Origin of the sequence: Pseudomonas sp. QL9, assembly GCF_041409665.1 — a bacterium.
In the GTDB taxonomy this organism is placed as follows: domain Bacteria; phylum Pseudomonadota; class Gammaproteobacteria; order Pseudomonadales; family Pseudomonadaceae; genus Pseudomonas; species Pseudomonas knackmussii.
Window position 1 is genome coordinate 3,088,440 of the sequence record NZ_CP166971.1, and the last position, 20,589, is coordinate 3,109,028.

The window sequence follows — 20,589 nt, forward strand, 5'->3', positions numbered from 1 at the left end:
TTTTCGTCCGTGTGGCGGCGGGCGGGGCTGAGGCGTCTGATTCTTCGCAGTGTGGCGTAGGCAAAAGCGCTGTTGGCCGGGGCCGATATACTCTGCAATCACGCGTCCGCTGGATGGGGCGCGCCCTCCCTGTTCAAGGATGTATCCCATGCAATGGATCCTCATGCTGGTCGGCCTGGTCCTGGGTATCGGCTGGGACGAGTCGATCGAAGGCGCCCTGTTCGGCGCCGGACTCGGCCTGCTGCTCGGCCAGGCCCTGGCGCTGCACGGCCTGCAGCGGCAGAACAACAGGCTGCGCCAGCAGCTGGAGCAGTTCGCCGCGCGCTTCGAAACCGGCACCGAGGCGCTCTACCAGCGCCTACTGAAGCTGGAGCAAGGCGGCGTTGCACCGGTCGCGCCCGCGTCGGAAGAGGCTGCGCCACCCACGGTCGAAGCGGTCGCCGAGCCGGCAACCCCGGTCGAAACCGAACTGGATTGGGACATCGAGCTGCCCGCTGCCCCGGCGCCCGCGCCGAGCGCGCCGGAGCCGGAGTGGTCGCTGCAGCCGGTGGAGCGGCCAGAACCCGCCGAGCAAGCGGTCGCCAAGGCCGAGCCAGAGGTCGACAGCGCCTCCGCCTGGACCTCCGAGCCCGCCGCGCCTGCCGGGGCGTCCTGGTTCGACCGCGCCCTGGGTGCGGCGCGCGACTGGCTGTTCGGCGGCAACACCGTGCTGCGCATCGGCGTGTTGCTGCTGTTCCTCGGCCTGGCCTTCCTCCTGCGTTACGCCTCCGAGCGCGTCGTCGTTCCGGTCGAGCTGCGCTACATGGGTGTGGCTGCTGCCGCCATCGCTTTGCTCGGGCTGGGCTGGTGGTTGCGACACAAGCGCGCGACTTACGCTTTGTTACTGCAGGGCACCGGTATCGCAGTGCTCTACCTGACGGTGTTCGCCTCCATGCGCCTGCATACGCTGCTGAGCCCGGGCCAGGCGCTCGGCCTGCTGGTGGCGGTTACTGTGTTCTCGGCGATGCTCGCCGTGCTGCAGGATGCCCTTGGACTTGCCGCTGCTGCGGCGCTCGGCGGTTTCGCCGCGCCCATCCTGACGTCTACCGGCGCCGGCAACCATGTCGCGCTGTTCAGCTACTTCGCGCTGCTCAACGCCGGCATCTTCGCCATCGCCTGGTTCCGTGCCTGGCGCCTGCTCAACCTGATCGGCTTCTTCGGCACCTTCGGCATCGGCTTCGCCTGGGGGTTGCGCTCCTATACGCCGGAGCTGTTCGCCAGCACCGAGCCGTTCCTGCTGCTGTTCTTCCTGATGTACGTGGGCATCGGCCTGCTTTTCGCCCGTCGCCGCCTGCGCGAGGCCGCGGGGCTTGCCGATGACGCGGATCGCGGCGAGACGCTGCGCTGGTCGATGCGGCAGACCGACTATGTCGACGGCACTGTTTTCTTCGGCGCACCGCTAATTGGCTTCGGCCTGCAGTACGCGGTGATCCGCCACCTGGAGTTCGGCCCGGCGTTCAGCGCGCTGATCCTCGGCCTGTTCTACATGCTGCTGGCGCGCTCGCTGTCCGGTCGCGGCGCCGGTCGCGCCTTGCTGTTGGTGGAAGCCTGCCTGGCGCTGGGAGTGATCTTCGGCACCCTGGCCATTCCCCTGGGCCTGGATGCGCGCTGGACCTCGGCGGCCTGGGCTGTCGAAGGCGCCGGCATCTACTGGCTCGGCCTGCGCCAGGGCCGCTGGCTGGCACGCGCCTTCGCGCTGCTGCTGCAGGCTGGTGCGGCCATCGCCTTCCTCGGCTCGTTGCGTTCGGGTGTGGATAACCTGCTCGACGGTGCGCCGCTGGGCGCCCTGATGCTCGGTGCGGCGCTGCTGTTCAGCTACTGGCAACTGCGTCGCCAGGGCGCTGTCGGCCTGTTCGACTGGGAGTCGCGCTGCCAGCCGGTACTGGCGGTGTTCGGCCTGGCGTTCGTCTACCTGATTGCGCCCCTGTGCTTCGCCGTGCCGGGCACCGCCATGAGTTGGGCGCTCGCGGGTCTGGCCACGCTGCTCGCAGGTCTGCGCCTGCGTTCGCGGACCTTCCTGTTCTGCGCCTTCGCCGTGCAGTTGCTCGGCGGTGCGCTCTTCCTCGCCAACCTGCGTGCGGCGGATGCCGGCAGCGGCGTGCTGGGCAGCGGCTGGACCGGCCTGTTCGGCGCCAGCCTGATCGGCCTGGCGCTGATCGTCGGCATGCTGCTGGCTGCGCGCGACCCGCTGGTGCGCGACGACCGTCGGCTGATGCTCGGCCTCAGCGGCGTGCTGCTCGCCGGTCTGGCCTTCGTCAACCTGGCGGTGCTGTTCGTCCTGCCCTGGCGCAGTGCAGCGGCGGTGTGGGCCGGCAGCGGTTTGCTGATCCTCTGGCTGAGTTTGGTCCTGCAGCAGCGCGCCAGTTTCGTCTTCGGTCTTGTGCTGCAGGTGCTGGGTGGCGCGGCGCTGCTGTTCAGCGGTCAGGCGTTGCTGGGTGGTCTCTCTGGCGAGGGCCTGACGCCTTTCGCCCACAGCGGCTTCTGGTGCCCGGCGGTGCTGGCGCTGGCGGCGCTGGTCGGCGCCTGGCGCTTGCATCGTGCCGCTCAGGCGGATGATCCGATGGACCTGGGAGTATTGACCCTCGAGCGCCTGTCGCAGCTCTTGCTCGCCTGGGGCGCTGGCTGGTGGGCGTTGACCGCGCTGTGCGAGATCACTCGCTTCGTGCCTTCGGCCATGCGTGAGCATGTGGCGGTATTGGTCGCTGCCTTGAGTGTGGTGCTGTGGACGCTGATTGCGCGCCGCGAGCAATGGCCTGCGCTGGCGCTGGCGTGCCTGGCCCTGACGCCGCTGGGCGTGTTCGCCCTGGCGAGCGCCTTCCACCTTCAATACCAGCCGCTGGCGGAACTTGGCTGGCTCGGCTGGGGCGCGCTGTTCGCCGCGCACCTGTGGTCGCTGCGCAAGCTGGAACCGCTGCTGCCGTCGCCGCCGCTGCGTGCCGCTCATGTGTTGGGCTGCTGGCTGCTGCTGACGGTCCTGGCGCTGGAATTGCGCTACGCCTTCCTGACCCTCGCCGAGCACTACAACGCCTGGCGCTGGCTGGGTTGGGCGCTGGTGCCCAGTGCCTACCTCGTCCTTGTTGGCACCCGTCCGAACCTGCCTTGGCCGGTGGCGGCCTTCCCCCGCGAATACCGCAGCATTGCTGCTGCGCCGGTTGCCGTGGTGCTGCTCGGCTGGTTCTGGCTGGTCAACCTGTTCAGCGATGGCACAGCGCAGCCCCTGCCATACCTGCCGCTGCTCAACCCGCTGGAGCTGGGCATGCTGATCGTCCTGGCGGCGATCTTCCGCTGGAGCCGCGAGGGCCTGCCGCCGCTCGGCCTTCCAGTGGAGCGCGTGCGCCTGCCGGTGCAGGCCGTGCTCGGCGCCTCGCTGTTCGCCTTGCTGACCATGGCGGTGTGCCGCACCGCGCACCACTGGGGCGGCGTGCCTTTCGCGGCGGACGCGCTGCTCGACTCGATGCTGGTGCAGGCCGGGCTTTCCATCGTCTGGACGCTGATCGCCCTCGGCCTGATGGTCGGCGGCCACCTGCGCGCGCGGCGCGACCTGTGGATGGTCGGCGCGGCGCTGATCGGCGTGGTGGTGATCAAGCTGTTCTTCGTCGAACTGGGCAACAGCGGCAGCCTGGAACGCATCGTTTCCTTCATCGGCGTCGGCGTGCTGCTGCTGATCGTCGGCTACTTCGCTCCCTTGCCACCGCGCCGTGCGGAACAGGAGTTACCCCCGGCATGAAGCTTCATTCCCTCGTTTGCTTCCTCGGCCTGGCGACCGGATTCGCCAGCGCCGCGGAAAACCTCGCCGATTATCCGCAGCAGGCACCGCTCACGCTGCAAGGCGAGGGCCCCTGGTATCGCCTGCAGGTGCCGATGGCGGTGCAGCTGGCGGCGAAGCATGCCGACCTGCGCGACCTGCGCGTCTTCGACAAGGAAGGCGAGGCTCTACCCTATGCGCTGAACGTGGTTTCCGCCCAGGCCAGCAGCACCGAGCACAGCGCCACGGCGCGGTTATTCCCGCTCTACGGCGCGGCGGCCGATCCCGGCCAGCAACCCGGCCTGCGCATCCAGCGCAGCACCGTCGGCACCGTGGTGGAAGTGCTGAGCGATACGCCGCCGGCGACGGGCGAAAGGCGCAGCGGCTGGCTGCTGGATGCCGGCGACGCTGACTTCCCCTTCGAACGCCTGGCGCTGGACTGGAACAGTAGCGCCGAGGGCTTCCAGCACTTCCGCATCGAAGCCAGCGACGACCTGCAGCACTGGCGCCCCTGGGGCGACGGCCAGCTCGCGCGGCTGAGCTTCAACGGCGAGCGCATGGACGTCAGCGACATATCGCTGCCAGGCCAGAAGGCCCGCTACCTGCGCCTGCTGTGGGCGAACGGGCAGGAAGCGGTCGAGCTGAAAGGCGCGCGCCTGCAGGGGCGAACCGACATGGCGGCCGCCACGCCGCTGGTGTGGTCGGAGCCCATTGCTGGTCGTCGCGAGAGCGATGGCAGTTTCCGCTGGGACCTGCCCTTGGTGCTGCCGCTGGAGCGCGTGCGCTTCAGCCTCGATCCGGCGCAGCAGCACCTGATGGCGCCGGTGGCGCTGTCAGGGCGCACCGGCAAGGGGCAGGGCGAGCAGGAGGGCTGGTATCCGCTGGCCCGTGGCGTGCTCTACGACCTGCCGATGGAGGGGCGCCAGGTTCGCCAGGACGAGCTGACGCTGGCGGGCAGCCCGGTGCGCCAGTTGCGCCTGGTCACCGACGAACGCGGCACCGGATTGGGCTCTGCGGCGCCGAGCCTGAGCGTGGCGATGCGCGCCAGCGAGCTGGTGTTCCTGGCTCGTGGCAGTGCGCCCTACAGCCTCGCGCTGGGCAAGGCGGACGCACATTCGGCCAGCTTGCCGCTGAGCGTGCTGATCCCCGGCTATGACGCGCAGAAGCCTGCACCGATTGGCCAAGCCAGCCTCGCAAGCCCGTTGCAGGGCGCCAGTGCAGCAGCGCAGGCGGTAGGCGAGGGCAACTGGAAGCGCATCGGCCTGTGGGCGGTGCTGCTCGCCGGCGTGGCGCTGCTCGGGGGCATGGCGTACAGCCTGCTGCGTGGGGGCAAGACGAGCGCCTGAGCGGCTTTTGCGTCGAAAAGCGAAGGAATCGGGGAAATCACGCCAGCTTATGTAGGGAAAAGCGTCAAGAACGCTACTCTGCGTGAATCTTCTGATACTGTAATTCGCGTTGTGCACTACCAATAAGAACAAGCACGGAGTCTGCAGAATGATCAAACAGGTGCTCACGCCCCTGGCCGCCGCCTGCCTGCTCGGCATCGCCGGCCAAGCCTCGGCTTCCCCCTCCCCGTATTCGACCATGGTGATCTTCGGCGACAGCCTCAGCGACGCGGGGCAGTTCCCCGACGCCGGCGGCCCGGCCGGAGCTTCCACGCGCTTCACCAACCGCGTCGGTCCAACCTACCTGGACGGCAGCGGCGAGATCTTCGGCCCCACCGCGGCCATGATCATCGGTGGCCGCCTAGGCGTTTCCGCCGCCGACCGTGGCCCCTCGACCTCGCTGGTGAATGCCGCCAACGGCCTGCCTGACGGCAACAACTGGGCAGTGGGCGGCTACCGTACCGACCAGATCTACGACTCCATCACCGCGCCGGGCGGCTCGGTGGTCAGCGCCAGCGGCCAGACCCGTACCCGCGACGGCTACCTGGTCGGCCGCCGCGCCGACCCAAACGCGCTCTACTACCTCACCGGCGGTGGCAACGACTTCCTCCAGCTGAGGATCACCAACGATCCGACCGCGCGGGCCGCCGCCGGACGCCTGGTGGACAGCGTCAATGCGCTGAACCAGGCCGGTGCGCGCTACATCATGGTCTGGCTGCTGCCCGACCTCGGCCTGACCCCAGCCACCAACGGTACAGGGCTGCAGGCTTTCGGCACCCAGCTCAGCGGCATCTTCAACGAAGAACTGGTGAGTGAGCTGTCCGCCAGCGGCGCCAACGTCATTCCGCTGAACATCCCGAAAATGCTCGGCGAAGTGCTGGCGGACCCCGGCGCCTATGGCCTGGCCACCGGGCAGAACCTGGTGGGCACCTGCTTCAGCGGCAACAGCTGCCCGGAGAACGCCACCTACGGCCGCCACGGCGCCAGCCCCGATCCGACCAAGCTGATCTTCAACGACGGCGTGCACCCGACCATCGCCGGGCAGACGATCATCGCCGACTACGCCTACTCGATCCTGTCCGCGCCCTGGGAGGCGAGCCTGCTGCCGGAGATGGCGCTGGGCACCCTCAATACCTTCCAGGACACCCTGCGCAGCCAGTGGCTGGCCGACTGGGGCGAGTGGCAGCGCGTCGGCCAGTGGCGCGGCTTCATCAGCGGCGGCGGCCAGCACCTGGACTACGACGACCAGGACAGCGCCGCCAATGGCGACGGCTTCGGCTACAACCTGAACCTCGGCGGCAGCTACCGCCTCGACGAGGCCTGGCGCATCGGCGTCGCAGCCGGCATCTACGGGCAGAAGCTGGAAGCCGGCCCCGAGGACTCCGACTACAAGCTCAACAGCTACATCGGCAGCCTGTTCGCGCAGTTCCAGCAGGATCGCTGGTGGGCCGACGCCGCAGTCAGCGCCGGGTATCTCGACTACGCGGACGCCAACCGCAAGTTCGCCATCTACAAGCGCACCGTCGAGGAGAAGGCCGACACCAACGGCAACCTGATCGCCTTCAGCGGCCGTCTCGGCTACGACATCGCCCAGGGCGGCGAGAACTGGCACCTGTCGCCCTTCGTCAGTGCCGACTGGGCGCGGGTGAAGGTCGATGGCTACACCGAAGGCAGTGGCGATGCCGAGGCGATCTCGTTCAACGAGCAGAACCGCTACTCGCGGCGCCTGGGTGCGGGTCTGCAGGGCAAGTACGACCTATCGAACGAAACCCGGCTGTTCGGCGAAGTGGGTGTCGAGCGTGAATACGCCGACGACACCCAGAACATCGGCATGAACCTCACCAGCCTGTCGACGCTCGACTTCACCCTGCAGGGCTACACCCCGCAGAGCCACATGCAGCACGCGACCCTCGGCTTCGACCAGAAGCTGACCCCGGAACTGTCGCTGCGCGGCGGCTACAGCGCGCACCGTAGCGACGACAACCTGCAGCAGGGCGTGAACCTGGCCCTGAGCCTGGACTTCTGACCCGGTAGTAGTCCGCTGTTACCCCGTGAGGCGGGTGCGTCGCTAGAATGGCCGCCCGCTTCACGAGGACCTTCCGCATGAGCTTCACCACCGAGCTGCAACCCGGCATCTGCGCGGAGCCGGACGCCGTCACCCAGGACTACGTGTTCAACCACACGATGCTGCGCGTCAAGGACCCGCAGAAGTCGCTGGACTTCTACAGCCGTGTGCTGGGCATGCGCCTGCTGCGCCGCCTGGACTTCGAAGAGGCGCGCTTCTCCCTGTACTTCCTCGCCCACACCCGCGGCGAGCAGGTGCCCGAGGATGTGTCCGAACGCCAGCGCTACACCTTCGGCCGCCAGTCGGTGCTCGAGCTGACGCACAACTGGGGCACGGAAAACGACGACAGCCAGTACCACAACGGCAACGGCGAGCCGCGCGGTTTCGGCCACATCTGCTTCGCGGTGCCGGACATCCACGCCGCCTGCGCGCGCTTCGAGGCGCTCGGCGTGTCCTTCGTCAAGCCGCTGGACCGCGGCATGAAGAACATCGCCTTCATCGCCGATCCGGACGGCTACTGGATCGAAATCGTCCAGGCCGACCTGAACGGCGCCATCGGCCGCGACTGACGGCCGCGGGAAGCAGGGAACCGCGCGTCAGCCGTGGGCTCCAAGCAGGGGCTGGTCGCGCCGCACAGGAGGCGGCGCGATCGATTCCACGCTAGAATGCGCGCTGTTTTTTTCCTACTTCTCCCTCGGAGCCGTCCATGTCCCGCGTTACCCTGAGCCGCTACCTGATCGAGCAGACCCGCAGTCACAACACCCCGGCCGACCTGCGCTTCCTCATCGAGGTGGTGGCGCGCGCCTGCAAGGAAATCAGCCATGCCGTGTCCAAGGGCGCCCTCGGTGGCGTGCTCGGCAGCATGGGCACCGAGAACGTGCAGGGCGAGGTGCAGAAGAAGCTGGACGTGATGTCCAACGAAATCCTCCTCGAAGCCAACGAGTGGGCCGGCAACCTGGCCGGCATGGCCTCCGAGGAGATGGACCACCCCTACCAGATCCCCGGCCGCTATCCCAAGGGCGCCTACCTGCTGGTCTTCGATCCGCTGGATGGCTCCAGCAACATCGACGTCAACGTCTCGGTCGGCACCATCTTCTCGGTCCTGCGCTGCCCGCAGGAGCACCTGAGCCAGAACGACAGCCTGAGCGAGGAAGCCTTCCTCCAGCCGGGCACCAAGCAGGTCGCGGCCGGCTACGCCATCTACGGCCCGCAGACCATGCTGATCCTGACCCTGGGCAATGGCGTGAAGGGCTTCACCCTGGACCGCGAGCTGGGCAGCTTCGTGCTGACCCACGAGAACATCAGCGTGCCGACCAGCACCGCCGAGTTCGCCATCAACATGTCCAACCAGCGCCACTGGGAAGCTCCGGTGAAGCGCTACGTCGACGAGCTGCTGGCCGGCAAGGAAGGCCCGCTGGGCAAGAACTACAACATGCGCTGGATCGCCTCGATGGTGGCCGACGTGCACCGCATCCTGACCCGCGGCGGCGTGTTCATGTACCCGCGTGACGCCCGCGAGCCGGAGAAGCCCGGCAAGCTGCGCCTGATGTACGAAGCCAACCCGATGTCCTTCATCATCGAGCAGGCCGGCGGCGCCGCTACCAACGGCACCCAGCGCATCCTCGACATCAAGCCGGAAAGCCTGCACCAGCGCGTCGCCGTCTTCCTCGGTTCGAAGGAAGAAGTCGAGCGCGTCACCGGCTACCACCAGGCCTGATGACCTCGGTACCCGCCTGGCAGGCGTTGCTGGACTGGTGGTTCGGCGACGCCCTGAGCGCCAGTGACGTCGCCGCCCAGCGCCACGGCCTCTGGTTCGGCAAGAGCGCCTGCGAGGACGTGGCCTCGGACCTGCGATTCGGCGGTCCGACGCGCCAGGCCCTCGATGGCGGGCTGGCCGACTGGGCCGGCTCGGCGCAGGGTTGGCTGGCGCTGATCCTGCTGCTGGACCAACTGCCGCGGATGATCTTCCGCGACTCGCCGCGCGCTTTCGCCGGCGATTCGCGCGCCCAGGCACTGGTGCGCAAGGGCATTGCCGCCGGGCTGGACCGCCAGCTGCAGGCGATCGAGCGGGTCTTCGTCTACATAGTGCTCGAGCACGCCGAGGACCTCGCCCTGCAGGACCAGGCGGTGCAATGCTTCGCCGAGCTGCACGAGACAGCGGACGAGCAGGACAAGCCGCTGTTCGCCGACTTCCTGGACTATGCCGAAAGGCACCGCGCGGTGATCGCGCGCTTCGGCCGCTTCCCCCATCGCAATGCGATTCTGGGCCGCGAATCCAGCGCCGAAGAAGTGCAATTCCTCACGGAACCCGGCTCACGTTTCTGACTCCAAGGCAGCGCCTCGGGCCTGGCCTGTGCCAAGATTGACCGGCGGCCCCCATCTGCCAAGGAGTTGCCCATGACCTTCCGCCGTATCGCCCTGCTTGCCCTCTGCATCGCCATCAGCGCCTGCAGCAAGATCAACCAGGAAAACTATTCCAAGCTCCAGGCCGGCATGACCAAGGCGGACGTCGAGAAGCTGCTCGGCAAGCCCACCGAGTGCGCCGGCGCGCTGGGCTTCGCCAGCTGCACCTGGGGCGACCAGAAAACCTACATCAGCGTGCAGTACGCCGGCGACAAGGTGCTGATGTTCTCCGGCGAAGGACTCAAGTGACATGCGCGCCCTGACACTGCTTGTGCTGGGCGCCGCGCTGGCCGGTTGCGCCGGACACTCGCCCGAGCCGCCGGCCACGGTCCAAGTCGATCCGCAGCGCTACCAGGGCACCTGGTACGAGCTGGCGCGCAAGCCGATGATCTTCCAGCGCGCCTGCCGGCAATCGGAGGCGCACTACAGCCTGCGCGCCGACGGCAGCCTCGGAGTGCTCAATCGCTGCCGCACGGATGATGGCAGCTGGAAGCAGGTGGTCGGCACGGCGACGCCGCAGGTGCCCGGCCGCACCGACGCCTTCTGGGTGCGCTTCGATAACTGGCCGACGCGGCTGTTCCCCGACCTGGTGCGCGGCGACTACCAGGTGCTCTACGTCGATGCGGCCTACCAGACCGCGCTGGTCGGCAGCCGCGACCGCGCCTACCTCTGGCTGCTGTCGCGCCAGCCGAGCCTGCCCGAGCCCGTCCTGCGTCGCCTGCTGGCCGAGGCCAACAGGCGCGGCTACGACACTGCCGACCTGATCTGGCGCAGCGACGACAGCGCCATCGGCAAGCCCTGAAATGCAAAACGCCCCGAAAGGGGCGTTTTTCATGGTGGCCGGGATCGTCAGCCCAGCAGTTGGCGCAGCACCGTGGTGAATTCCTCGGCGCTGCTTTCCTCCAGCGCGTGGCGGCGTTCGCGCACCACCCACTGGCCGTTGACCATCACGTCGCGCACCTGGCGGTCGCTGCCGGCGAACAGCCAGCGGTTGAGCAGGGCATCGTTGCCCGCCGTCGCCAGGTAGGGATCGTGGCCGTCGAGCACCAGCAGGTCGGCGCGCTGGCCTTCGGCGAGCTGGCCCACCGGCTGGCCGAGGGCCTGGGCGCCGCCGAGCAGCGAGGCTTCGTAGAGCGTCTGGCCGACGTTTGGCTGCTTCTCGCGGTAAAGGCGGTTGCGGCGCTGATCGCGCAGGCGCTGGCCGTACTCCAGCCAACGCAACTCCTCGACCACGCTGAGCGAGACGTGGCTGTCCGAACCGATGCCCAGGCGGCCGCCCTGGGCGAGGAAGTCCACCGCCGGGAAGATGCCGTCGCCGAGGTTGGCTTCGGTGGTCAGGCACAGGCCGGCCACCGCTCGACTCGCGGCCATCGCGCGGACTTCGTCGGCCTGCGCGTGGGTCGCGTGGACGAGGCACCAGCGCTCGTCCACCTCGATGTTGTCGTACAGCCACTGCAGCGGACGGCGGCCGCTCCACGCCAGGCAGTCGTCGACTTCCTTCTGCTGTTCGGCGATGTGAATGTGGATCGGCCCTTCGCTGAAGTCCGACTCCAGCACGTCGGTGATCTGTTGCGGGGTCACCGCGCGCAGCGAGTGGAAGCACAGGCCGACACGTTGCGCCGGCTGCCCGGCAAGACGGCTGCGCAGGTTCGCCTGCAGGTCGAGGTAGGCGTCGGTGCCGTTGATGAAGCGCCGCTGCCCCTCGCTCGGGGCCTGGCCGCCGAAGCCGGAATGGGAGTAGAGCACCGGCAGCAGGGTCAGGCCGATACCAGCTTCGCGGGCGGCCTGGCTGATGCGCAACGACAGCTCCGCCGGGTTGGCGTAGGGGCGGCCGTTGCCGTCGTGGTGCACGTAGTGGAATTCGGCGACGCCGGTGTAACCGGCCTTGAGCATCTCGATGTACAGCTGGCGGGCAATGACTTCGAGCTGTTCCGGGGTGATGCGGCCGACCAGGCGGTACATCAGCTCGCGCCAGGTCCAGAAGCTGTCGTTGGGGTTGCCCGCCACTTCGGCGAGGCCGGCCATGGCGCGCTGGAAGGCGTGCGAGTGCAGGTTCGGCATGCCCGGCAGCACCGGGCCGGCGAGGCGCTGGGCGCCTTCGGCGCTGGCGCCGACCTGGACCTGGGCGATCAGCCCCTGGGCGGAAACCTCGAAGCGGACGGCGTCGGCCCAGCCCGTGGGGAGGAGGGCGCGTTCGGCGTAATAGGCGGGCATAATCATGCTCCTGCACGCATGGATTTATTTGTATATACATATACAGACGTTCATGGGCTGCGTAAACTGCCGTTGAGGTCATCCCGCCAAGGAGCGCTCCGATGCCGAATTCACACCCTTCGTCCACGCCGCTGGCTGCGCAGCTCGGGGAAACGCCGGCGCCGCTGTACGCGCGGGTCAAGCAGATGATCACCCAGCAGATCACCAGCGGCGCCTGGCCGGCGCATCACCGGGTGCCCTCCGAGAGCGAGCTGGTCGCCGAGCTGGGCTTCAGCCGCATGACCATCAACCGCGCGCTTCGAGAGCTGACCGCTGACGGTCTGCTGGTGCGCATGCAAGGGGTGGGTACCTTCGTCGCCGAGCCCAAGGGTCAGGCGGCGCTGTTCGAGGTGCACAACATCGCCGACGAGATCGCCAGCCGTGGCCACAGCCACCGCGCCGAGGTCATCGTCCTCGATGAGGTCAAGGCGACGCCGGAGCGCGCCATGGCCCTGGACCTGCGCGAAGGCCAGCGCCTGTTCCATTCGCTGCTGGTGCACTTCGAGAACGGCGTGCCGGTGCAGATAGAGGAGCGCTACGTCAATCCGCAGGTCGCGCCGCACTACCTGGAGCAGGACTTCACCCACGACACGCCCTACGCGTACCTGTCCGCGCAAGCGCCGATGACCCAGGGCGAGCACGTGGTCGAGGCGGTGCTGGCCACGCCGGCCGAATGCAAGCTGCTGAAGATCGAGCGCGGCGAGCCCTGCCTGCTGATCCGTCGTCGCACCTGGTCCGGCCGTCAGGTGGTGTCCAGCACCCGCCTGCTGTATCCGGGCACCCGTTACCGACTCGAGGGGAAATTCGAACAATGATCGACCTGCTGCGCGCCGCCGACTATCCCCGCATGCCCTGGAAGAACGGGGCCGGGACCACCCTGGAGATCACCCGCGACGATGGCGCGGGGCTGGAGGGCTTCGGCTGGCGCCTGTCGATCGCCGACGTCGGCGAGTCCGGCGGTTTCTCGGCCTTCAACGGCTACCAGCGGGTCATCACGGTGCTCGAAGGCGCCGGCATGTCCCTGTGCGTCGATGGCGTGGACTCGCGGCCGCTGCTGCCACTCGATCCCTTCGCCTTCAGCGGCGACAGCCGCGTGCACTGCACCCTGCTGGGCGGAGCGATCCGCGACTTCAACCTGATCTACTCGCCGGCCCGCTACGACGCGCGCCTGCAATGGCTGCGCGTCGATGGCGAACAGCGGCTGTTCTCCTCGCCTGGCGTCTGGCTGCTGTTCAGTTGCGGCGATGGCCTGCGCGTCAGCCTCGACGGGCATGACTGCGGTGTGCTCGGGCAGCACGATTGCCTGCGAGTCGAAGGCGTCGATGGGCTCGCCGAACTGTGCCTGGAGTCGGACGGGCCGGTGAATTGCTGCTTGATCGAGCTCAGCGCGCGGGGCTGATTCGCGCCGCGCTTCCACCGTACGGCACGAATTCCGACCCCGTAGGGCGAATAACCCCGAAGGGGTTATCCGCCGTGTTCGTGCCGGTTGGCGGCGCATAACCGCGAACGCGGTTATGCGCCCTACGGGTGGATCGGCGCGAGGGTTTTCGCGGATGAGATCCGCTCCTACGCCGGGCGGGTCTGGCGCTAGCCCGCCCGATTGACCCCGTTCACCGGCATGCGACTGCCCAGGCGGTAGCGCGACGACGGGTGGACGAAGCGCACATAGGTCACTGCCTTGTTCTGCACCCAGGTCCGGCGCATCAGCACCAGGCAGGGTTCGTTGCCTTCCAGTTCGAGCAGTTCCGCTTCCGCCGGTGTGGGCAGCACGGCGTCGACGATGTGCTCCATCTCGTCCGGTGCGATGGTGTTAAGCAGGTACTGGGACGGCTGCAGGTCGTTGTCGAACCTTTGCAGCAGCAGCTCCGGAATCAGCTCGGGATTCACGTAGCGGTCTTCCAGTTGCACCGGCACGCCTTCCTCGCAGTGCACGCAGGTGACGTGGAACACCGAGCTGCCTGTGGGTAGTGACAGCGCGGCCGCGACCGGCATCGAGGCCGCCTCGCGGGTCAGGGTGATCAGCCGGCATTCGTAAGCGTGGCCGCGGGCGCGGACCTCGTCGGCGAGGTTGGCGATCATCAGCAGGTTCGACTGCGGCTTGCGGTCGGCGACGAAGGTGCCGACGCCGGAGAGGCGCACCAGGCGCCCCTCGGCGGTCAGCTCGCGGAGTGCGCGGTTGACCGTCATGCGCGACATGCCCAGCTCCGTCACCAGGCGGTTCTCCGAGGGAATCAGGTCGCCGGGCTGCCACTCGCCGGAGCGCAGGCGGTCCTCGACATAGGACTTGGCCTGGCGGTACAGGGCTTGCGGGGCGGTGGACTTGGCATTCATGGCGCAACGGCTCCGTGGCTACGGCGGATCGGGCGGGGCGGTCGGCGAGTGTAACCCGCTTCGCGCCCCTGGCCGGTGCGGACTCAGGCGTACAGCGCGTCAGGCTGCAGCCAGCGGGCGAAGGCGCCGCCCTCGACCCAGGCGCGCGCGGCGGCGATGTCCGGGGCGAAGTAGCGGTCCTCGTCGTAGCCCGGTACCTCGGCGCGGATCATGTTCATCACCTGGACCAGCTTCGGCGAGGTCTGCAGCGGCAGGTGGAAGTCCACGCCCTGGGCCGCGGCGAGCAGCTCCACGGCGACCACCGCCGAGCTGTTGCCGGCCATGTCCAGCAGGCGGCGCGCGGCGAAGGTGGCCATGGATACGTGGTCCTCCTGGTTCGCCGAAGTCGGCAGGCTATCCACCGAGGCGGGGTGCGCCAGGGTCTTGTTTTCCGAGGCCAGGGCCGCGGTGGTGACCTGGGCGATCATGAAGCCGGAGTTCAGCCCGCCCTCGCGCACCAGGAATGCCGGCAGGCCCGACAGCGCCGGATCGACCAGCTGCGCCACGCGGCGCTCGGACAGCGCACCGATCTCGGCGATCGCCAGGGCCAGCACGTCGGCCGCCATGGCTACCGGCTCGGCGTGGAAGTTGCCGCCGGAGAGCACGTCGCCGTCGGCGCTGAACACCAGCGGGTTATCGGAAACCGCATTGGCCTCGCGCAGGAACACGCCGGCGGCGAAGCGCAGGTGGTCGAGGCAGGCGCCCATCACCTGCGGCTGGCAGCGCAGCGAGTACGGGTCCTGCACGCGCTTGCAGTGGATGTGCGACTGGTTGATCTGGCTGTCGTGCAGCAGGCCGCGGTAGAGCGCAGCCACATCGATCTGCCCGGGCTGGCCGCGCACCGCCTGGATACGCGCGTCGAAGGGTACGTAGGAGCCTTTCAGCGCCTCGACGGTCAGGCTGCCGGCGACTACCGCAGCGGAGAACAGCTTCTCGGCGGCGAACAGGCCACGCAGCGCCAGGGCGGTGGATACCTGGGTGCCATTGATCAGCGCCAGGCCTTCCTTCGGCCCAAGCTCCAGGGGTTCCAGGCCGGCGATGGCCAGGCCTTCGGCGGCTTCGAGGATGCGCCCTTCATGACGCACCTGGCCAACGCCGATCAGCACGGCGGACATGTGCGCCAGCGGCGCCAGGTCGCCCGAGGCGCCCACCGAACCTTGCGACGGGATGCACGGGAAGACCCCGGCCTGGTGCAGCTTGCGCAGCCCCTCGATGACTTCCCAGCGCACGCCGGAGAAGCCGCGCGCCAGCGAGGCCGCCTTCAGCGCCATGATCAGGCCGACGGTGGCGTCGTCGAGCAGCGGGCCGGTGCCGGTGCAGTGCGACAGCAGCAGGTTGCGCTGCAGCTTGGTCAGCTGGTCGCCAGGGATGGAGGTGCGCGCCAGCAAGCCGAATCCGGTGTTGATGCCGTACACGGTGCGTTGGTTGGCGATGATCTCGTGGACCGTGCGCTGGCTGGCGTGGACGGCGACGAGGCAGCTGTGATCAAGCTCGAAGTGGGCGCCCTGCTGGTGGATCTGACGCAGCTGGTCGAGGGTGAAGTGGCCGGGAAGGATGCGGACGCTGTTGGTCATGGAAGTGTTACCTGGCAGTGGGGGCGGACTCTGCCGCGAGGGGATGTCGGTGGCATACATGCCTGTATATACAGCTAGGCAATTAGTGGGCCAGGAAATGCCCGGCGGCGGGCTAGAGCGCTGCGCCGGAATCGGCGGGCTCCGGTGCGGCGCCGGGGTGTCACCGAAAGTGCCAGCGCGTGCGGCGGCCTGTGTAGCGCCTGCTCAGGCTGAGCGGATGCGCGCGGGCGCAGCGGTGGCGCGAAGGCGAGCCGCTGAAGAGGGAAGGTTCGTGCTGTTGTAGCTGTATATACAGATACGCTGGTCGAGCCTGCGCCAGGGCGATGGCACCTGTGGGGGCCAAGGGGGCTGCTCATGCAGGAAGGCAGGTAATTGTCTGTTACCGGTTCGCCCCGCAATGGGGCGTCATGCTCCAGAAAGTGTCACCGCTGTAGGGCTGGGTAACACCTTGGGTGCCCCGTGACTGCGATCACTCTGCCGTCGCCGTCGAAGCTGAAATCCCCGACTGCCGCGTCCTAGAGCGGCATCCCCGATTTTTTTGCCAGGTGTCCTGCCATGTTGGCCCTAGTCATGCATATTCTTGTATGTACAAGTAGATATGTGTGTGGACGTCCAGGCGGCCGCACCGCTAACCCGGTCGCCTAGAAGGCCCAACAGTCACCCGAGTCAGGAGTCATCCCGTGAGCAACTCGAACACCAAATTCCGCGATGTCGAAATCCGTGCCCCGCGCGGCACCCAGCTGAACGCCAAGAGCTGGCTGACCGAAGCGCCGCTGCGCATGCTGATGAACAACCTCGACCCGGATGTCGCCGAGAACCCGAAAGAGCTGGTGGTATACGGCGGCATCGGCCGCGCCGCGCGCAACTGGGAGTGCTACGACAAGATCGTCGCCACCCTTAAAGAGCTGAACGACGACGAGACCCTGCTGGTGCAATCCGGCAAGCCGGTCGGCGTGTTCAAGACCCACCGCGACGCCCCGCGCGTGCTGATCGCCAACTCCAACCTGGTGCCGCACTGGGCGACCTGGGAACACTTCAACGAACTGGATGCCAAGGGCCTGGCCATGTACGGCCAGATGACCGCCGGCTCCTGGATCTACATCGGCAGCCAGGGCATCGTCCAGGGCACCTTCGAAACCTTCGTCGAAGCCGGCCGCCAGCACTACAACGGCAACCTGGCCGGTCGCTGGGTGCTCACCGCCGGCCTCGGTGGCATGGGCGGCGCCCAGCCGCTGGCCGCGACCCTTGCCGGCGCCTGCTCGCTGAACATCGAGTGCCAGCAGAGCCGCATCGACTTCCGCCTGAAGACCCGTTACGTCGACGAGCAGGCCACCGACCTGGACGACGCCCTGGCGCGCATCGCCAAGTACACCGCCGAAGGCAAGGCCATCTCCATCGCCCTGCACGGCAACGCTGCCGAGATCCTGCCGGAACTGGTGAGCCGTGGCGTGCGTCCGGACATGGTCACCGACCAGACCTCTGCCCACGACCCGCTCAACGGCTACCTGCCGATCGGCTGGACCTGGGACCAGTACCGCGACCGCGCCAAGACCGATCCGGCCGCCGTGGTGAAAGCCGCCAAGCAGTCCATGGCCGTCCACGTGAAAGCCATGCTCGACTTCCAGAAGCAGGGCGTACCGACCTTCGACTACGGCAACAACATCCGCCAGATGGCCAAGGAAGAGGGCGTGGCCAACGCCTTCGACTTCCCCGGCTTCGTTCCGGCCTACATCCGTCCGCTGTTCTGCCGTGGCGTCGGTCCGTTCCGCTGGGCCGCGCTGTCGGGTGATCCGCAGGACATCTACAAGACCGACGCCAAGGTCAAGGAACTGATCCCGGACGACGCCCACCTGCACCGCTGGCTGGACATGGCCCGCGAGCGCATCAGCTTCCAGGGCCTGCCGGCACGCATCTGCTGGGTCGGCCTGGGCCTGCGCGCCAAGCTCGGCCTGGCGTTCAACGAGATGGTCCGCTCCGGCGAGCTGTCCGCGCCGGTGGTGATCGGCCGTGACCACCTGGACTCCGGTTCGGTGGCCAGCCCCAACCGTGAAACCGAGGCCATGCAGGACGGCTCCGACGCCGTCTCCGACTGGCCGCTGCTCAACGCCCTGCTGAACACCGCCAGCGGCGCCACCTGGGTTTCGCTGCACCACGGCGGCGGCGTGGGCATGGGCTTCTCCCAGCACTCGGGCGTGGTGATCGTCTGCGACGGCACCGACGAGGCCGCCGCGCGTATCGCCCGCGTGCTGACCAACGACCCGGCCACCGGCGTAATGCGCCATGCGGACGCTGGCTACCAGATCGCCATCGACTGCGCCAAGGAGCAGGGCCTGAACCTGCCAATGATCACCGGCAAGTGAGGCCCGGACGATGAACCCCCTGACCGATAACCCCGCTCCACGGCCGCTGCAGGGCGTGCGGGTGCTGGACCTGAGCCGCGTGCTCGCCGGTCCGCACTGCACTGCCATGCTCGCCGACCTGGGCGCCGAGGTGATCAAGTTCGAAGTACCCGGGCATGGCGACGACAGTCGCCACCTCGGCCCCTTCAAGGACGGCGAGAGCGTCTACTTCGGCCTGATCAACCGCGGCAAGCGCAGCGTCGAACTGGACTTCAAGGCCAGCGCCGACCTGCTGCGCTTCTACGAACTGGTGGCCGACGCCGACGTGGTGGTGGAGAACTTCCGCCCCGGCGTCACCCAGCGCCTGGGCATCGACTTTGACAGCCTCAAGGCGCACAACCCGCGGTTGATCTACGCGAGCATCTCGGGGTTCGGTCAGGACGGCCCGCTGTCGCGGCGCCCGGCCTACGACATAGTCGCGCAGGCGATGTCCGGGTTGATGAGCGTCACCGGCTTCGAGCAGACCGGCCCGACCCGCAGCGGCGAAGCCCTGGGCGATCTCTGCGCCGGGGTCTACGCGGCCTGGGCGATCAGTAGCGCGCTCTTCGCCCGCGAACGCGGCGCCAGCGCGCAGTACATCGACGTGGCCATGTTCGACGTGCTGGTCAGCCTGCAGATGACCGGGCTGTCCAACCTCTTCGCCAACGGTCGCGCGCCGGGCCTGGTGGGCAACCGCCACCCGGTGTCCACGCCCTTCGACACCTACCGCGCCGCCGACGGCCTGGTGGTGATCGCGGTGGCCAGCGACAAGCTGTTCCGGCGCTTCTGCGAAAGCATCGGGCGCGCCGAGCTGGCCGACGACCCGCGCTTCGCCGACGACCCGTCGCGCACCCGCCACGAGCAGGCGCTGCGCGCCGAGATCGAGGCCTGGACCGGCCAGCGCAGCGTCGAGCAGGCCTGCGACCTGCTGCTCGACGCCGGCGTGCCGGCCTCGCCGGTGTGGAACCTTGCCGAGGCCACCGGCAGCGAGCAGGCGCAGGTGCGCCAACTGCTGCTCGATGTCGGCGACGGCGAGCCGCCGCTGGTGCCGCAGCCGGTGTTCTTCAACGGGCGCAAGCCCCATGTCACGGCCCGCGCGCCGCGCCTCGGCGAAGGCAATGCGGCGTTCGGCCTCAACGATGTTGCTGGAGCTGTGAATGAACTTTGAAATCGACGCCACCGAGCAGGCCATCGTCGACGCCGCCGAGCGTGTCTGCCGTGAAGTGCTGGCGGCCAACGCGCAACGCTACGACGAAACCGAGAGCTTCTGCGCGGAAAGCCTGAAGGCCTTGGGTGAGCTGGGCTTCATGGGGATCAACCTGCCCGAGCAGTACGGCGGCTTCGGCATCGGCAGCCTGGCGATGAGCGCGGTGGTCGAGGCTGTCTCCGCCGCCTGCGCTTCCACCGCTTCGGCGCTGACCGCGCACTTCCTCGCCACCGACTCGATCCTCATCGGCGGCACCGAGGCGCAGCGCCAGGAATGGCTGCCGCGCTGCGCCAGCGGCGAACTGCTGGGTGCCTTCGGCCTCACCGAACCGGCCGCCGGTTCCAACCCGGCGGACATGCGTACCCGTGCCGTGCGCGAGAACGATGGCTGGCGCATTCGCGGCAGCAAGCACTACATCACCAATGCCCGCGAGGCGGACTTCATCGTCCTCTATGCCAAGACCGACCCGGAAGCGGGCGCCCGCGGCATCAGCGCCTTCATGATTCCCCGGGGCACCGAGGGCGTTACCTTCTCCAACCCGGAGAAAACCATGGGCCTGCGCGGCAGCACCATCTACGAGCTGGCGCTGGACTGCTGGCTGCCTGCGTCGGCGCTGCTGGGCCAGGAAAACCACGGTTTCCGCACGGCGATGGAAGTGCTCGACCGCGGTCGCGTGGAGGTCGCCGCCATGTCGCTGGGCATCGCCCGCGCGGCCATGGAATACGCGCTCAAGTGGGTGGACGAGCGGCAGATCGGCCCCAAGCCGTTGTCCGCCTACCAGGGCACCCAGTGGCGCATCGCCGACATGCACGCGCAGTTCGAGGCCGCGCGCCTGTTGACCATGAAGGCTGCGGCCCGGCGCGACAGCGGCCAGCGTTTCAGCCTGGAGTCGGCCACCGCCAAGCTGTTCGCCGCCGAAGCCTGCGGTTTCATCACCGACGCCGCGCTGCAACTGCACGGCGGCTACGGCTACATCCGCGACCTGCCGCTGGAGCGCTTCGTGCGTGACGCGCGCATCCTGCGGATCTTCGAGGGCACCTCGGAAGTGCAGAAGATCATCATCTCGAGAGCCGTGCTGGAGGCCGCCCGCCAGTGACGGCAGGGGGAGGGGGCGGTGCTTGCGCCGCCTCCGCGAGGAATCAGGATTCGCTGTGCATAAAAACAATGGCG

16 protein-coding genes are annotated in these 20,589 nt (G+C 68.2%); 13 read left to right on the top strand and 3 right to left on the bottom strand.

Annotated features, from left to right (window positions below; translation table 11 throughout):
* Positions 1-148: 148 nt before the first annotated feature.
* From ACA097_RS14555 to ACA097_RS14590, 8 genes are all read left to right on the top strand, one after another.
* Positions 149-3,766 carry a DUF2339 domain-containing protein gene (locus ACA097_RS14555; protein WP_371364108.1) on the top strand — a complete coding sequence of 1,206 codons (3,618 nt, stop codon included), beginning with the start codon at positions 149-151 and terminating at the stop codon, positions 3,764-3,766.
* Positions 3,763-5,130, top strand: a complete 1,368-nt coding sequence (locus ACA097_RS14560) for a DUF3999 domain-containing protein (RefSeq protein WP_371364111.1) — start codon at positions 3,763-3,765, stop codon at positions 5,128-5,130. The genes ACA097_RS14555 and ACA097_RS14560 overlap by 4 nt, the downstream gene beginning before the upstream one ends.
* Before the next feature lie 148 nt (positions 5,131-5,278).
* A complete protein-coding gene (gene estP / locus ACA097_RS14565; protein WP_371364113.1) occupies positions 5,279-7,195 on the top strand; it encodes an esterase EstP in 1,917 nt (638 codons plus the stop codon).
* Between the two features lie 77 nt (positions 7,196-7,272).
* Positions 7,273-7,803: a lactoylglutathione lyase gene (gene gloA / locus ACA097_RS14570; RefSeq protein WP_160288653.1), complete on the top strand. Its 531-nt coding sequence runs from the start codon at positions 7,273-7,275 to the stop codon at positions 7,801-7,803.
* A gap of 137 nt (positions 7,804-7,940) precedes the next feature.
* Positions 7,941-8,951, top strand: a complete 1,011-nt coding sequence (locus ACA097_RS14575; RefSeq protein ID WP_043256041.1) for a class 1 fructose-bisphosphatase — start codon at positions 7,941-7,943, stop codon at positions 8,949-8,951.
* Positions 8,951-9,559: a DUF924 family protein gene (locus ACA097_RS14580; protein ID WP_043256039.1), complete on the top strand. Its 609-nt coding sequence runs from the start codon at positions 8,951-8,953 to the stop codon at positions 9,557-9,559. The genes ACA097_RS14575 and ACA097_RS14580 overlap by 1 nt, the downstream gene beginning before the upstream one ends.
* A gap of 72 nt (positions 9,560-9,631) precedes the next feature.
* On the top strand, positions 9,632-9,886 hold the full coding sequence (gene bamE, locus ACA097_RS14585; RefSeq protein WP_043256038.1) for an outer membrane protein assembly factor BamE: 255 nt from the start codon (positions 9,632-9,634) through the stop codon (positions 9,884-9,886).
* Between the two features lies 1 nt (position 9,887).
* Positions 9,888-10,439: a lipocalin family protein gene (locus tag ACA097_RS14590; RefSeq protein ID WP_371364116.1), complete on the top strand. Its 552-nt coding sequence runs from the start codon at positions 9,888-9,890 to the stop codon at positions 10,437-10,439.
* Between the two features lie 47 nt (positions 10,440-10,486).
* On the opposite strand, the gene ACA097_RS14595 is transcribed toward ACA097_RS14590, so the two are convergent.
* On the bottom strand, positions 10,487-11,851 hold the full coding sequence (locus ACA097_RS14595; protein WP_371364118.1) for a formimidoylglutamate deiminase: 1,365 nt from the start codon (positions 11,849-11,851) through the stop codon (positions 10,487-10,489).
* Positions 11,852-11,952: 101 nt separating this feature from the next.
* Here ACA097_RS14595 and hutC (ACA097_RS14600) point away from each other — a divergent pair, with 101 nt between their 5' ends.
* Both hutC (ACA097_RS14600) and ACA097_RS14605 read left to right on the top strand, forming a co-directional pair.
* Positions 11,953-12,705 carry a histidine utilization repressor gene (gene hutC / locus ACA097_RS14600; protein WP_371364120.1) on the top strand — a complete coding sequence of 251 codons (753 nt, stop codon included), beginning with the start codon at positions 11,953-11,955 and terminating at the stop codon, positions 12,703-12,705.
* Positions 12,702-13,289 carry a HutD family protein gene (locus tag ACA097_RS14605; RefSeq protein WP_043256032.1) on the top strand — a complete coding sequence of 196 codons (588 nt, stop codon included), beginning with the start codon at positions 12,702-12,704 and terminating at the stop codon, positions 13,287-13,289. The genes hutC (ACA097_RS14600) and ACA097_RS14605 overlap by 4 nt, the downstream gene beginning before the upstream one ends.
* Before the next feature lie 188 nt (positions 13,290-13,477).
* Here the strand turns inward: ACA097_RS14605 and hutC (ACA097_RS14610) are convergent, their stop codons facing one another.
* Both hutC (ACA097_RS14610) and hutH read right to left on the bottom strand, forming a co-directional pair.
* Positions 13,478-14,221, bottom strand: coding sequence for a histidine utilization repressor (hutC, locus tag ACA097_RS14610; protein ID WP_371364122.1), 744 nt, complete (start codon positions 14,219-14,221; stop codon positions 13,478-13,480).
* A gap of 83 nt (positions 14,222-14,304) precedes the next feature.
* Positions 14,305-15,834, bottom strand: a complete 1,530-nt coding sequence (gene hutH, locus ACA097_RS14615) for a histidine ammonia-lyase (RefSeq protein WP_371364124.1) — start codon at positions 15,832-15,834, stop codon at positions 14,305-14,307.
* 680 nt (positions 15,835-16,514) lie between these two features.
* Here hutH and hutU point away from each other — a divergent pair.
* The 3 genes from hutU to ACA097_RS14630 are packed head-to-tail and all read left to right on the top strand — an operon-like array spanning position 16,515 to position 20,515.
* Entirely contained in the window at positions 16,515-18,194 is a 1,680-nt protein-coding gene (gene hutU, locus ACA097_RS14620; RefSeq protein ID WP_371364126.1) for a urocanate hydratase, read from the top strand.
* 10 nt (positions 18,195-18,204) lie between these two features.
* Positions 18,205-19,380 (top strand): CaiB/BaiF CoA-transferase family protein, encoded by a 1,176-nt coding sequence (locus ACA097_RS14625; RefSeq protein ID WP_043256011.1) that lies wholly within the window; start codon positions 18,205-18,207, stop codon positions 19,378-19,380.
* Complete coding sequence (locus tag ACA097_RS14630) at positions 19,370-20,515, top strand: acyl-CoA dehydrogenase family protein (RefSeq protein ID WP_043256009.1); 1,146 nt, start codon at positions 19,370-19,372, stop codon at positions 20,513-20,515. The genes ACA097_RS14625 and ACA097_RS14630 overlap by 11 nt, the downstream gene beginning before the upstream one ends.
* Positions 20,516-20,589 lie beyond the last annotated feature (74 nt).